The 14,136-nt window shown below is 75.1% G+C and carries 11 protein-coding genes; all 11 read right to left on the bottom strand.

Annotated elements, in window-relative coordinates; all coding sequences use genetic code 11:
* Position 1 precedes the first annotated feature (1 nt).
* The 11 genes from FJQ57_RS04285 to FJQ57_RS04235 are packed head-to-tail and all read right to left on the bottom strand — an operon-like array spanning position 2 to position 14,019.
* A complete protein-coding gene (locus FJQ57_RS04285) occupies positions 2–1,153 on the bottom strand; it encodes a VWA domain-containing protein (RefSeq protein WP_211348740.1) in 1,152 nt (383 codons plus the stop codon).
* Positions 1,150–3,633 carry a DUF5682 family protein gene (locus tag FJQ57_RS04280; RefSeq protein WP_139977951.1) on the bottom strand — a complete coding sequence of 828 codons (2,484 nt, stop codon included), beginning with the start codon at positions 3,631–3,633 and terminating at the stop codon, positions 1,150–1,152. Before FJQ57_RS04280 ends, FJQ57_RS04285 begins: the two co-directional genes overlap by 4 nt.
* On the bottom strand, positions 3,630–4,751 hold the full coding sequence (locus tag FJQ57_RS04275; protein WP_139977950.1) for an ATP-binding protein: 1,122 nt from the start codon (positions 4,749–4,751) through the stop codon (positions 3,630–3,632). Before FJQ57_RS04275 ends, FJQ57_RS04280 begins: the two co-directional genes overlap by 4 nt.
* Positions 4,751–8,413: a DUF4132 domain-containing protein gene (locus FJQ57_RS04270; protein ID WP_139977949.1), complete on the bottom strand. Its 3,663-nt coding sequence runs from the start codon at positions 8,411–8,413 to the stop codon at positions 4,751–4,753. The genes FJQ57_RS04275 and FJQ57_RS04270 overlap by 1 nt, the downstream gene beginning before the upstream one ends.
* Entirely contained in the window at positions 8,410–8,655 is a 246-nt protein-coding gene (locus FJQ57_RS04265) for a hypothetical protein (RefSeq protein WP_139977948.1), read from the bottom strand. Before FJQ57_RS04265 ends, FJQ57_RS04270 begins: the two co-directional genes overlap by 4 nt.
* 43 nt (positions 8,656–8,698) lie before the next feature.
* Positions 8,699–9,904 (bottom strand): lipid-transfer protein, encoded by a 1,206-nt coding sequence (locus FJQ57_RS04260; RefSeq protein ID WP_139977947.1) that lies wholly within the window; start codon positions 9,902–9,904, stop codon positions 8,699–8,701.
* Positions 9,901–10,350 (bottom strand): Zn-ribbon domain-containing OB-fold protein, encoded by a 450-nt coding sequence (locus FJQ57_RS04255; RefSeq protein WP_139977946.1) that lies wholly within the window; start codon positions 10,348–10,350, stop codon positions 9,901–9,903. Before FJQ57_RS04255 ends, FJQ57_RS04260 begins: the two co-directional genes overlap by 4 nt.
* A gap of 32 nt (positions 10,351–10,382) precedes the next feature.
* On the bottom strand, positions 10,383–11,372 hold the full coding sequence (locus FJQ57_RS04250) for a glycine betaine ABC transporter substrate-binding protein (protein WP_246081579.1): 990 nt from the start codon (positions 11,370–11,372) through the stop codon (positions 10,383–10,385).
* Between the two features lies 1 nt (position 11,373).
* Positions 11,374–12,201 carry an ABC transporter permease gene (locus FJQ57_RS04245; protein WP_246081578.1) on the bottom strand — a complete coding sequence of 276 codons (828 nt, stop codon included), beginning with the start codon at positions 12,199–12,201 and terminating at the stop codon, positions 11,374–11,376.
* Positions 12,194–13,378 carry an ABC transporter ATP-binding protein gene (locus FJQ57_RS04240; protein ID WP_139977945.1) on the bottom strand — a complete coding sequence of 395 codons (1,185 nt, stop codon included), beginning with the start codon at positions 13,376–13,378 and terminating at the stop codon, positions 12,194–12,196. The genes FJQ57_RS04245 and FJQ57_RS04240 overlap by 8 nt, the downstream gene beginning before the upstream one ends.
* A complete protein-coding gene (locus tag FJQ57_RS04235; protein ID WP_139977944.1) occupies positions 13,375–14,019 on the bottom strand; it encodes an ABC transporter permease in 645 nt (214 codons plus the stop codon). Before FJQ57_RS04235 ends, FJQ57_RS04240 begins: the two co-directional genes overlap by 4 nt.
* Positions 14,020–14,136 lie beyond the last annotated feature (117 nt).

The raw sequence follows: 14,136 nt of genomic DNA, 5'->3' as shown, positions 1-14,136 counted from the left end.
CTCACCGGGCCGTCACCTCGGCCAGCCACTCGGCGAGGCGCCCGGGCGTGAGCGCGGCGACCTCCATGCCGACGTCGGCCAGCGCGGCGGCCATCTGCCGGTCGTGGAACGGGTGGGCCGAGCCGTCGAGCGCGGCGAGCCCGATCGTGGTCGTCCCGGCCTCGACGAGCCGCCGGACGGCGGCGAGCAGCACCGACGGCGGTCCGCCCTCGCAGAAGTCGCTGACCAGCACGACCACCGCGCGGTGCGGCTGCTCGACGACCTGCTCGGCGTAGCGGACGGCCTGGGCGATGTCGGTGCCGCCGCCGAGCTGGACCGTCATCAGCAGCTCGACCGGGTCGTCGGCGAGGTCGGTCAGGTCGACCACGCTGGTGTCGAAGGCCACCAGTCGCACCCGGTAGGCGGGCAGGCCCGACAGGATGCCGGCCGTCACCGCGGCGTGGACCACGGAGTCGACCATGCTGCCGGACTGGTCGACGAGGAGCACGACCTCCCAGGGGATGCGGCGGGTGTTGCGCTCGAAGAAGCGGGGCTGGGAGACCACCAGCTGCTGGCGATCGGCGTCCCAGTGGCGCAGGTTGGCCCGGACCGTGCCGCGCGGGTCGAACGCCGTCGACAGCGGCACCGGGGAGTGCCGGTGCTGGTGGAGCCGACCGGTCAGCGAGCGGCGCACCTCGGATTCCAGCCGTCGGCGGAGGTCGTCGACCACGGTGCGCACGATCCGGCGGACCTCGCCGAGCACCCGCGGGTCCAGGCGTCCCTTCAGGGTCAGCAGCGTGGCCAGCAGCTCCTGGCTGGGCTCCATGCGCGCCAGCACCTCGGGGTCGCTGACCAGCTCGGTGAGGCCGTAGCGGTCGAGGGCGTGCCGCTCGACCACCTCGACCGTCTCGGTCGGGAAGAGATCGCGCACCTGGCCGAGCCAGTCGACGACCCGCGGCGCCGAGGGGCCGAGGCCGCCGGCGCCGGGTCCGCTCCCGTCGCCCTCGTCGCGGCCGTCGTCGCCGCGGTCCTCGCGGGACCCGCGGCCGGCGTACTCGCGGCCGTAGAGGTAGTCGAGCGCCTCCTCGCGGCGCAGGCCCTGGGCGTCGGTGGGCGCGGGGAGGCGCTGGTCGGCGTAGCGGCCGAGGACGAGGCGCCAGCGGTCGGTGGTCACGAGGCCCACTCCCCCAGGCCCTCGCCCCGCAGGACCTCGGCCACCTCGGCGGCGACGCCGCGGGCGGCGGCGACCTCCTCGGCGCCGGCGCCGCGCACCAGCAGCGGGCCGAGGCCACCCGCCCCACCGGCCAGCCCGCGGTGCTCGGCGACGAGGGCCGCGACGCGGTCGGTCTCGCGCGGGGTCAGCGAGGAGAACGCCAGCCGCAGCTCGGGCAGGTGGGCCAGGAAGGTGGCCTCCTCCCACTCCCCGAGCCGGTCGTCGAGCGCGGGCACGACCCCCACCTCCTGCCACACGGCCTCGCGGGCGGTGGCCAGCAGCCCGGCCAGGAACCCGACGGCGTCCTCGGGACGGCTGGTGCCGGCGAGGTGGCCACGGACGTCGCGGGCCAACGCCGCGTCGTCGAGACGACCAGCGGTCGACGCCAGCCCGGCGGCGGCGCCGCGCACGAAGGCGGCCTCGTGCTCGCGCCGCAGGGTGTCGACGACCGCCCAGAACGGCGCCGCGTCGAGCCCGGCACCGGCGGGCGAGGCGAGCAGCTCGCGCAGCCGGGACAGGGCCTCGGCCGCCTCGGCCGGGGGGCACTCCTCCCCCCGCAGGCCGCGGGCGAGGTAGAGCGAGCGGGCCCACCCGGCGGCGACCAGGTCGGGCAGCTCGGTGAGACGGGTGGCCTCGAGCGGCTCCCGGCCCTCGGCCAGCAGGACCAGGCCACCGGTGGCGCGCACCGCCTCGGGGAACGACGGCTCGGCGGCCAGCGCGTCGCGGACGACCACCACCGCGTCGCGCGCGCGGGCGTGCAGGCCCAGCACGGCCGCGTGGGCCAGGAGCGCGGTCGCCCGCGGGCTGCTCGGCACCTGGCCGCCGGAGGTCGCCTCGGCCAGCAGCCGCCCGAACGCGGTGGTCACCGCTTCGGGCAGGGTCGAGCCCAGGTGGGAGGCCTCGACGAGCGCGCCCTCCGCGGCCGGGCTCCACAGGCACTGCCACTGCTCGCGCAGCCGGGCCAGGCCGGTGCCGCGCACGAAGTCGGGCCCGCCGGCGTGCCTGGCGAACGGCACCCCGAGCAGCCGCAGCCCGTGCAGCGCCCGACTGGTGCGGCGGTGGGCCGGGCTCCGGTAGAGGTCGAGGTGGACGGTGGTCGTCTCGTGCCCGTCGACGTCGAGCCGCAGCGCACGCAGCCGCTCGAGGGTGTCGCGGACCAGCGGCGGGGTGCCCGCGCCGGGGGGCACCCGGCCGACCCGGTCGCCGGTGAGCACGTCGTGGAGGACCCGACGCACCAGCGCGCCCTCGGCGTCGACGTCACCCTTGACCAGGCAGCTGGTCACCGCGTCCACCAGGTCGGTGCGCAGGGGCGCCGGGTGGTCGCGCAGCCCGGCCAGGAGCAGGGCGTGCTCGTGGGCGGCGGCCAGGGACGGGGTGGCGACCGGGGTGCGGTGGCGCGAGCGCAGGATCGCGCCGACGTCGAGCAGCACGTCGAGCACGGCCCCGGCCTGGGCGGCCGCGGCGGCTTCGCCCGCCTCCCGCCGCTCCCACACCCGCCGGTGCCAGGCGGGGGCGGTCATGCCCGAGGCGTAGCCGTTGAGCCGCTCGAGCCGCAGGTCGTCGTAGCGGATGAGGGCCGCGCCGGTCTCGGCGTGGGGCACCGGGAGGTCGGGGCGCGGCGGCGGGTCGTCGAGCAGGTCGGGCAGGGCGACGGCGTGGAACCCGCCGAGCACGACCAGGACGGGTCCGTCGCCGGGGCGGCGGGCGGCCAGCGCCTCGCGCACGTGGTGGACCATCTCGGCCTCGCGCGCCTCGGTGCCGTCGGCGGCCAGCTCGGCCGGCGTGCGGTCGCGGCGCGCGAGCAGGCAGTAGGCGGCCACCCGCGCCAGGTGGGTCTGGAGCGGCTGCTCGTCGGCCTCGAAGAGCAGCTCCCACAGGTCCTCGTGGTCGACGCAGCCGAGCCGGTCGGCGAGCAGCTGCAGGGTGTCGCTGTGACGCAGGGGCTCCTCGGCCAGCAACGACCGCTCGACCCCGTCGGACCCGTCGGGCGCCGCGTCCCGAGCCCCTCGCGCCCGGCCCGCGGCGACCTCGACCTCGGCCAGCTCCAGGTCGCAGAACCGCACCGGCACCCCGGCCGCATGCGCCCGCTGCAGCGCCACCAGCTCGGGCGAGTGGTCGCAGAACGGCACGTAGGCCCCCTGGGCCGGCGGGGTGCGCGCCTGCTGGGCGGCCGTGCCGGTGGGGTGCAACCAGGTGTAGACGGCCAACGGGTAGGCCGCCTCGGCGTGGCAGAGCAGCGGCACGAGCGGGTCGAGGCTGCGCGGGCCCTCGACCAGCACCGTCGACGGCCGCCACCGCTCGAAGGCCGTCGCCACGGCCCGCGCGCACGCCGGGCTGTGGTGCCGGACCGGCACCACGACGAGCTCGTCACCCACCAGTCGGGCGGCCAGGCGGCGCACGTCGTCGCCCGTCGGCAGCGGGCCGTCGGCGGGGTCGCTCACCGGTCGAGCTCGCCCCGCGTCGCCAGCACGCCCTTCCAGCGCTTGTCGCGCTTGGCCCGCGGCCGGACCACGACGTCGAAGTAGTGCTGCAGCTTGGTGCCGTCGTCGGGGTTGTCCTTGAGCACGGTGCCGATGAGCTGGCGGGCGACGTGCTCGCCCCCGACCTCGCCGTCGCCGAACCAGTGGGCGTCCAGCGCGGCGGCGTACCCCACCGCGACGGCCTCGGCCGAGCTCATGATCGCGGTCGGCTTCTCGACCACGACGCCGTCGGCGGTGACGCCCTCGCGCAGGTCGTGGAAGGCCGTGACCAGCAGGTCGACCACGTCGCGCTCGAGGCGGGTCTCGACGTCGGCGCGGGCGAGCAGGGCGTCGGTCTGCTCGACGATCAGGCGCGCCTCGAGCGCCCGGTCGCGGATCGGGCGGACGGTCTCGAAGTTGAAGCGCCGCTTGAGGGCGCTCGACATCTCGTGGACGCCGCGGTCGCGCAGGTTGGCCGTGGCCAGCACGTTGAAGCCGGGGGCGGCGAACACCACCGCGTCGGGGCCGGTGAGCTCGGGGACGTGCAGCACCTTGTCGGAGAGCACGCCGATGAGGACGTCCTGGATCTCCGGCTGCACCCGCGTCACCTCCTCGAACCGGCACGTGCGGCCCTCGCCGAGCGCGCGGTGCACCGGCCCGCGGACCAGCGCGCGGGGCGAGGGGCCCTCGGCGAGCAGGAGGGCGTAGTTCCAGGAGTAGGTGATCTGGTCCTGGGTCGTGCCCGAGGAGCCCTGGACGGTGAGGGTGGAGTCGCCGGAGACGGCGGCGGCGAGCAGCTCGGACAGCATCGACTTGGCCGTGCCGGGCTCGCCGACGAGCAGCAGTCCGCGGTTGCTCATGAGGGTCACCACGCAGCGGTCGACCAGTGCGTCGTCGCCGTAGAACTTGCGGGTCACGCCCAGCTCGGCGTCGCCGAGCACGAACGCGCGCACCGCCCGCGGTGGCAGGTGCCAGCCCTCGGGTCGCGGGCCGGGGTGGGCCTGCGCCAGGCGCGCCAGCTCCTCGGCGTACGTCGTCTCGGCGGGGGCACGGAGGGCGTCGGCTGCTCCGGGGTGGGCGCCGTCGGGTGCAGGGGCCATCAGGGCTGGGTCCTTGTCTGCCAGTCGGGGGTGAAGCCGGGTCCGTCGGCGGCCATGCGCCGAGCATCGCCGACGGTCTCGGAGAGCAGGACGGGAGGCACGTCGCCGAGGGCGAGCGGGGTCTCGCCGCTGTCGTCGGGCAGCTCGCGCCAGTAGGTGACCCGGGTGAGGGCGACCGTGCGCTGCTCCTCGGGCAGCCAGGTGCCGGTGAAGCCGACCTGGGCGACGAGGCCCAGGGAGGGGAACCGCTTGCGGTAGGAGTAGAACCAGCCGGCGTCCTCGGTGGGGCCACGGGTCCACCCCAGGCGCGTCGCGCGGCCGCGCAGGGCGAAGGTCTCGACCAGGTGGCCCTCGAGGTCGGCCACCTCGGTGGCCCGGCGAGCGTCGTCGGGCAGGGTCCACCCGGGCTTGCCGAGCTGCTCGAAGAGGGGGTGGACCTCGTAGTCGGCGAGGTGCTCGAGCCAGCGCGTCACCTCCTCGGCTGGGAGCAGGCTGTCGTGGGCCAGGCGGACGCGCAGCCCCTCGCCGAGACCGTCGAGGTCGACGGGCTCGTCGTCGACGTCGGTGAGCGTGCCGTCGTCGAGCGGCCGGAAGGTCGTAACAGGGGTGCCGGGATCGCCGGCGCGCACCGCGGCCCAGACCAGCCGGCGCGCGGCCGGGCCCACGAGCGGGTGCTCCAGCAGGTAGCGCCGCCAGTCCTCGGCCGGCCAGCTGCGCTCGGTGCACAGTGCTTCGTGCAACCGACCGGTCTGCTGGGCCGCGACCGCCTTGACCTCGCGCCGGGCGGCGGCGAGGGCCTTGCGGGCCGCCGTCGCCTGCTCCTCGTCGTCGCTGCGCCGGGGCGCGGGCAGCGCCTTGAGCGGACGTCCGTCGGGGTCGACCAGGACGAGGGTGAGGTCGGGCTGGAGCCGGGCGGTGAAGGTGCGCGGTCCGTAGGACAGCTCGAGCACGCCGGAGGCGTCGAGCCCCGCGGTGGGCACGGTGCGGTCGGCCAGCTCGTCGAGGGTCCACCCGCGGCGCTCGGCGAGCTCCTCGGCCAGGCGGGTGGCCTCGACCTGGAAGGAGCGGGTGCGGAAGCGCGAGCCCACCGAGAGCACCAGCTGGGTGGCGGCCGGGTGGTCGACCCACGACAGCATGGCCAGCAGGGCCTTGCCCTGGGCGGCGCGCTGGCCGTACCACTCCTGGAGGTAGCGCTCGACGACCGGCACCACGTCACCCCCGGCTGTCGCGGCGACCACCGCGAGCAGCCCCTTGGCCGCGGTGGCCGACCCGGCGGGGGTGCGCGCGATCGCGGGCAGCAGGGTGGCGGCGATCTCGGACTGGGAGCGGCCGTGGAAGGCCGACCCCGGCTGCTGGGCCGCCCACTGCGCCTCCCACACGGCTTGCTGCGCGGCGCGCTGCGCGGCCTCGGCGGAGGAGATCGGGGCGGTGTCCTCGGCGATCCAGGCCTCGAGCAGGTGGCGGCCGAGCCGGTGCCGGTCGTCGTCCTCGATCTGCTCGGCCCAGCGGCGCAGCACCGCGTCGGGCTCGGGCGAGCGGGCCTTGACCGCCGTGGCCACCAGCCACTGCAGCACGACCCGCGGGACCGGTCGGCCCGAGGACGCCCACCGGGCCTCGGGGACGGCGTCCCACGACAGCCAGGCCACGGGAGCGGGCAGGCCCCTGGCGAGGACCTTCTCGGCCCGGGCGGTGGCGTCGTCGAGGTCGAGGTAGGTCGCGACGTCCTCACCCAACGCCTCCAGGGCGTCGAGGAGGTGGCCGCGGACGACGTCGTGCTTCTCGCGTCGCCAGGCACCCTGCAGGGCAGGCAGCGCCGTCGGGTCGCCGAGGCGGCCGAGCCACTGGGCGGCCACGCTGCGCACCTCGCTCTTGCCGTCGGCCAGGGCCGCCGTGGCCCGTGCGGTGCGGGCGGGGTCGCCGGCCAGGGCCTCCTGCGCCGGGCCGCGCAGGGTCTTGCTGCGCCCGAGCGCGGTGGCGTACAGGTGCTCGGTCAGGCGGGCCGGCCGCTGCGGCAGCGTGGCCGCGGCGGCGAAGAGGGCCTCGTCGTCGAGGTCCCACGTGCCGCGGCGGGCCTCGACGTCGGCGAGGATCGCGTCGAGGTTGCGGGCGACGAAGACCCACACGTCCTCGGCCGACCAGTCGCGGGCGAAGGAGCCCCACTGCTGGGAGAACGCCCCCCAGAGCAGGGCGAACCCGTCGGCCCCGACACCGTCGAGCAGCTGCTGGGCGGTGTCGAGGTCGAGCCCGTGCACCCGGTGGGCCCGCTCGACCACCGCGGTCCAGCCGAGGTCCCAGCGCGAGCCGTCGAGGAGCCCGCAGGCCCGCAGCAGCTGCACGCTGGTCGAGGGCGGGAGACTGCCGGCGGCGTCGTCGACGGCCTGGGCCACGGCGTGGCGCTGGACCCGTGGCAGGTCGACCACGGCCGCGGTCACCGGGCGGGGGTCGACCAGTGCGGCCGCGATGTCGTCGGCGACGCGCCCGCCAGGAGGCGGGTCGGGCCGGGACGGTCGTGCGCCGGGCGTGGCCGCTGCCCACCGGCGCTCGCTCGCGGCCATGGAGACCGCCCGGTCGGTGGCGGCCCGCACCACCTCGTCGGCGGCCCGCCGGGCCTCGCCCCTCGGGACGGCCCAGTCGACGGCAGCCCGGGGTGGCAGCGCCAGCGGCTCCGGGTCGACCGCGGTCGCGGCCGCCGCCCAGGCGTCCACCAGGCGGCGCACCCCGGCGGCGCGGTCTGCGGCGGCGGTCTCGACGGCCCAGGCGCGGTGCTCGTCGTCGTCCACGCGCTCGTGGAGCAGCTGGAGCGCCCGGGCCCGCTCCTCGGGCCGGCCGTCGACGGCCGCGCCCCGCAGGGCCTCCAGGGCCACCGCCTCGGGCAGCCGGTCGAGCAGCGGCCCGCCCACGCTCCGGACGGCCTTGGCCTGGGCCACGGCGCCCCGCACCACCACCTCGGCGTACGACGCCAGGCCGGCCGCGTCGAGCGCCGCGAGCAGGCCGAGCGCCGACGCGCGCGCCTCGGCCGGACCGGTGCCCGCCGCCTCGGCGACGAGCTCGTGCTCACCGAGCAGCAGGTCGGCGAAGCCGGGGAGCCGCAGCAGGGCGGGGCGGCCGCCGACGCCGCTGGTCGTCGCGGTGTCGGGTCGCAGCGCGGCGAGGAGCAGGTCACGGGGTCCGGCGTCGTCACGGCGCAGCACCCGGGCGAGGTCGTCGAGGGTGAAGGGCAGGACCTGGTCGGTCGGCAGCACGGCCACGGCGTGCCGCAGGACCAGCTCGGGCCACTCCTGGCCGCCGACGGGGGCCATGGCCTGGCCCCAGGACCGGCCACCGCCGGCCCGCCGGTCGGCGGCCTCCAGGACCCGGCCCCAGCGGTGCACGACGGCGGGATCGAGGGCCTCGGGCCCGCCGAGGGCGGCCAGCCACCGTCGTCCGGCCTCCGACCGGCGCAGGACCCCGCGATCGTGCAGGAGCTGGGAGAGCCATTGCGGCCCCGTGTCGCACGCGAGGGACAGGACGCGCGGGTCGGAGCCGGTGACGACGAAGTCGCCGATGCTTCCCGGGCCGTCGTCGAGGCCCTCCAGCAGGGTGCGCAGGTCGCTCCTCAGCCCGCGCGGGACCGGGCCCTCATCGGGCCGGTCACCACTCGCCTGCCTGCGGAAGAACCTCACCGGGCCCCCTCACCGTCGCTCGCAGCACAGCCGCGGTCGGCCGGCCCGGGACCGAGCTCGGGACGCAGCGGCTCGACCGACGAGGCGGCCAGCGTCGGCGGCGGCGTCAGCGGCGCTGGGACCGCGGCCCGCGGCTGCTCCGGCACGAACCCGTCCCGCACCACGTCGTCGGTGACCCGGGTGACGACGCGCCGGCCGACGTGGCCGGAGGAGGCGGTCGCGGCGACGGTCGTCGGGGGCATGCACGCAGCCTGCCACCCGCCGCCGACAGTCGTGGCCGGCTCCTCAGCGCACGAGCACGACCGAGGAGCCGTGGCCGAACAGGCCCTGGTTGGCGGTCACGCCGACCCGCGCGCCCTCGACCTGGCGGCCGGTGGCCTGGCCGCGCAGCTGCCAGGCGAGCTCGCAGACCTGGGCGATGGCCTGGGCGGGCACGGCCTCGCCGAAGCAGGCCAGGCCGCCCGACGGGTTGACCGGGATCCGGCCGCCGATGGTGGTCTCGCCCGCGCGCAGCAGCGACTCGGCCTCGCCGCGGGCGCACAGCCCGAGGTCCTCCATCCAGTCCAGCTCGAGGGCGGTGGAGAGGTCGTAGACCTCGGCGACGTCGACGTCCTCGGGGCCGATCCCCGCCTCCTCGTACGCCGCCGCGCCGATCGACTCCTTGAAGGTCCGCTCCCCGGCCGCCACGGCGGCGGTCGAGTCGGTGGCCAGCAGCGGCATGTCGATGACGGCCTGCGGATAGGTCGGCGTCACGGTCGAGACCGCCGCGACCCGCACCGGGTCGGCCAGGCCGAGGCGCGCGGCACACGCGTCGCTGACGAGCACGACCGCGGCGGCGCCGTCGGAGGTGGCGCAGATGTCGAGCAGGTGCAGCGGGTCGCTGACGACCGCGGACGCCAGCACGTCCTCGACGCTGACCTCCTTTCGATAGCGGGCGTTGTCGTTGGCCAGGCCGTGCCGGGCGTTCTTGACCTTGACCGCGGCGAAGTCCTCCGACGTGGCGCCGTAGAGGTCCATGCGACGGCGGGCGTAGAGCGCGAAGTACATCGGGTTGGTCATGCCGAGGACGCGGAACCGCAGCCAGTCGGGGTCGTCCCACCGCTCGCCCGCGTTGGGCTTGAGGAACCCCTTGGGCGTGGTGTCGGCGCCCACGACGAGCGCGACGTCGGACAGGCCGGCCAGGATCCGGGCGCGGGCGGTGTCGATGGCCTGCGCGCCGGTCGCGCAGGCGGCGTACGACGTCGCGACGCGCGCACCGTTCCAGCCCAGGGCCTGGGCGAAGGTCGAGCCGGCGACGTAGCCGGCGTACCCGTTGCGGACGGTCTCGCCGCCGACGACCAGGTCGACGTCGGCCCACGCGACGCCGGCGTCGGCCAGCGCCCGCCGGGCCGCGTGCACGCCGTACTCGACGAAGCTGCGGCCCCACTTGCCCCACGGGTGCATGCCCACCCCGGCGACGACGACCCCGCTGCGCCCGCTCACCCCGCTCATGACGCCACCGGCTTCCAGCGATAGGTCGTGCGCGGTCCGGACTCGTCGACGTGCAGCACCTCGACGACCAGCTCGACCTCCGAGTCGACCCTCAGGTCACCGACGCCGAACCCGTCGGCGACCTGCCCGAGGACCACCAGGCCCTCGGGCAGCTCGACGGCGGCCAGCGCGAAGGGGCGCCAGGGCTCCCCCTCGGTCTGCGGGGCGACGTACGGCGCCGGCGGCTGGTACTGCGCGTCGGTGCACGACCAGACCCGGCCGCGACGGGACAGCGCGACCGCCTCGTGCTCCTCCCCCGCGCAGCGCGGGTTGCGGCACGCGGCGGCGGCGGTCGGCGGGAAGACGAGGTCACCGCAGGCGGTGCACCGCGCGGCGATCAGCGCGGGCTCCGCCCCGTCGGTGAACCACCCCTCGACGACGGGGGTGGCGGGCGGGGACGAGGTCACCCGCCGACCCTACCGCGCAACTAGAACGTGTTCTAGGAGATGAAGCCCTCTTCCCGCAGCCACTCGTCGGCGACCTGCGCCGCCTCCTGGCCGTCGACGTCGATGCGCGCGTTGAGGTCCTTGAGCACGTCGTCGGTGAGCTTCTCGGTGACCGGGGCCATGAGCTCCTCGATCTGGGGGTACTCCGCCTCCACCGGCTCGCGCACGACGAGCGAGACGTTGTAGTTGGGGAAGTACTGCTTGTCGTCCTCGAGCACGACCAGGTCGAGGGCCTTGATGCGGCCGTCGGTGGTGAAGACCTCGCCGAAGGTGCACTCGCCCTTGGCCGTGGCGTCGTAGATCGCGCCGGTCTGGTAGGTCTGCAGGTTCTGGTTGGGGACCTCGAGGCCGTAGGTCTTGATCATCCCCGGCATGCCGTCGGAGCGGTTGCGGAACTCGCCCTCGATGCAGAACGTCCGCTCCCCCACCGGCACCTGGTTGATCTGCGAGAGCTTGGTGATGCCGTACTCCTCCGCCGAGGCCTGGGTGATGGCGAAGGCGTAGGTGTTGTTCATCGGCGCGGGCGGCAGCCAGGCCAGGTCGTTCTCCTGGAGGTCCATCTCCTTGACGGCCTCGTACTGCTCCTCCTCGCCGCGGATCGGCTTGGGCTGCTGGAGGTACTGCAGCCAGCCCGTGCCGGTGTACTCCCACATGGCGTCGATGTCGCCCTGCAGGTGGGCCTGCCGGGCGGCGGCGCTGCCGGGGATGTTGGTCAGGTCGGTGACGTCGGCGCCGGCGGCCTTGAGCAGGATCAGCGTCATCTTGCCGAGCAGGACGTTCTCGTTGAAGTTCTTCGACCCCACCGAGATCTGCGCCCCCTCGAGCCCGCTGAGGTCGAGGTCGGCCAGGGGACCGGCCAGGGTCGCGTCGGGGACGTTGCCGCCGGCGGTGGCCAGGCCACAGCCGGAGGTCGCCGCCAGGCCGAGCAGGACGCCGGCGAGGGCGGCGACGGTACGCCGCCGCGCGGTGCGCAGGAGGGTCACCTCAGAGTCCCTTCGGACGGGTCAGCAGCTCGAGCAGGCGCCCGAGCCACTCGATGAGCAGGGCCAGCAGGGCCACGAGCACGGCCCCTGCCACCATGACACGGAAGCGGTAGAGCGTGATGCCGGTGTCGATGATCGCGCCGAGGCCGCCGGCGCCGACGAACGTCGCCAGGGTCGCGGTGCCGACCACCAGCACCAGCGCCGTGCGGACACCCGACATGATGACCGGGACGGCCAGCGGCAGCTCCACCTTGAGCAGCACCGCGCCGTTGGACATGCCGAGCCCGCGGCCCGCCTCGACCAGCGTGGGGTCGACGCCCTGCAGGCCGGTGATGGTGTTGCGGAGCACCGGCAGGACGCCGTACAGGACCAGGGCGATGACCGCGGTCCAGAAGCCGTAGCCGCGCCACATGGCCAGCAGCACGATCAGCCCGACGGCGGGCGCCGCCTGGCCGATGTTGGCGATGCCGACCACCAGCGGCGAGAGCAGCCGGGCCCGGCCACGGGTGAGCAGGATGCCGAGCGGGACCGCGATCACGACGACCAGCGCGGACGCCGCCAGGGTGAGCTCGACGTGGCGCCACAGCGCGCTCCAGGTGGAGTCCCACGCCAGCTGGCTCTGCTCGACGCCGTCGAGGTCGGCGGTCTGCCGCCACCAGACGTAGCCGGCGAAGACGATCGCGACCAGGATCGGCGGCACGACGAGCATGAGCAGCGTCGACCGGTCGAGCCGGCTGCGCGCCCCCCGCTCGGGCACGGCTTCGCCCGGGCCGTCGAGGGGCTCGTGCCGCGCGACGGTCTCCTGCGGGGGGTCGGCCAGGTCAGTCACGGGCCTTCTCCTCGATGGCCCGGATGTGGTCGGTCACCGCGTCGAAGTTGACCACCCCGACGTACTGGTCGCGGTCACCGGTGACGATCGCGCCGCCGTGGCTGGAGCTGAGCATGGTGTCGAGCGCGTCGTTGAGGGTCGAGGCGAGGTCGACGTCGACGAGGTCCTCGGTGGGCTCGACGACGGTGTCGCCCTTGAGCTGGCGCAGCCACGGCCAGCCGCGGGGACGGCCGCGCTGGTCGAGGATGATCACGGACGTGTCGCCGTTGGCCTCGGCCCGCCTCTTCACCTCGGCGACCGACTCCCCCACCGTCGCGGTGGTCGGGTGGATCAGGTCGACGTCGCGCACGCGGGTCAGGCTGAGCTGCTTGAGCGAGGAGCCCGAGCCGACGAAGTCCTCGACGAACTCGTTGGCGGGCGCCCCGAGGACCACCTCCGGGGAGTCGTACTGGGCGATCTTGGCGCCCTCCTGGAGGATCAGGATCCGGTCGCCGAGCTTGACGGCCTCGTCGATGTCGTGGGTGACGCAGACGATGGTCTTGCGCAGCTCGCGCTGGATCGAGAGCAGCTCGTCCTGCAGCCGCTGCCGGGTGATCGGGTCGACGGCACCGAAGGGCTCGTCCATCAGGATCACCGGCGGGTCGGCGGCGAGCCCGCGGGCGACGCCGACGCGCTGCTGCTGGCCGCCGGAGAGCTCGCGGGGGTAGCGGTCGCGGTACTTGCCGGGGTCGAGGCTGACCAGGTCGAGCAGCTCGTCGATGCGCTCGTCGATGCGCTGCCGCTTCCAGCCGAGCATCTTGGGCACGATGGCGATGTTCTTGGCCACCGTCATGTGCGGGAAGAGGCTGCCGCCCTGGATGACGTAGCCGATCTGGCGGCGCAGCTCGTTGTCGCTCTGCTTGGCGACGTCGTCGCCGCCGATGCGGATCGTGCCGGAGGTGGGCTCGATGAGCCGGTTGATCATCTTCAGCGACGTGGTCTTGCCGCAGCCCGAGGGGCCGATGAACATGACGATCTCGCCGGCCGGGATGGTCAGCGAGAGCGACTGGACCGCCGGGACCTTCTGGCCGGGGTACTGCTTGACGACCTCGTCGAGCACGATCTCCGCGCCGCTGATGCTCGCCTCGGTCGTCGTGCCGGTCGTCGTGTCGGGGGTCTTGCTCAGGTCGGTGCTCATGCGGCTCGGATTCCCTTCGAGATGGAGGCCCGCCCCAGCAGGAGCAGGAGGGCGTCGGCGACGAGGGCGACCAGGATGATGCCCACGGTCCCCACCACGGCGTAGTTGACGGCATTGGCGCCGCCGATGCGCACGAGCCCGGCGAAGATGTAGTCACCCAGGCCGGGGCCCTTGACGTACGCCGCGATCGCGGCGATGCCCATCGACATCTGGGTGGAGGTGCGGATGCCCGCCAGGATCACCGGCCAGGCCAGCGGGATGCGGACCCGCCACAGCGAGGCCAGCTGGCCCATGCCCATGCCGCGGGCCGACTCCAGCAGCGTCTCGTCGACCTGCTGCAGGCCGACGACGGCGTTGCGCAGGATCGGCAGGATCGCGTAGAAGGTGACGGCCACGAAGCCGGTGACCACCCCGATCGAGGTCAGCGGCAGCAGGAGGCCGATGAGCGCGAACGCCGGCAGGGTCAGGCCGATCGCGCTGACCACGTTGGCCACGCCCGCGAGCGCGGGCACCCGGACGACCACGACCGCCAGCAGGACGGCGATCACGGTGGCGAGCAGCACGGCCTGAGCGACGAGACTCGCGTGCTGGTAGGTGTTGAAGATGATGTCGTCTCGTCGTTCGACGATGAAGTCCCACACGGCTGTCGACCGCCTCCTCGGGCGTCGGCGCCGTCCGGCAGACGGCATGTCGTGCGACCCCACCACGCACTCCAGCCCCAGGCTTCACCCCGAGGGATGGACACGGGGAGGGTGAAG

Source organism: Nocardioides litoris, assembly GCF_006346315.1.
GTDB lineage: Bacteria > Actinomycetota > Actinomycetes > Propionibacteriales > Nocardioidaceae > Nocardioides > Nocardioides litoris.
The sequence above is the reverse complement of the archived record's forward strand: the minus strand, read 5'-3'. Positions and strand labels throughout refer to the sequence as shown.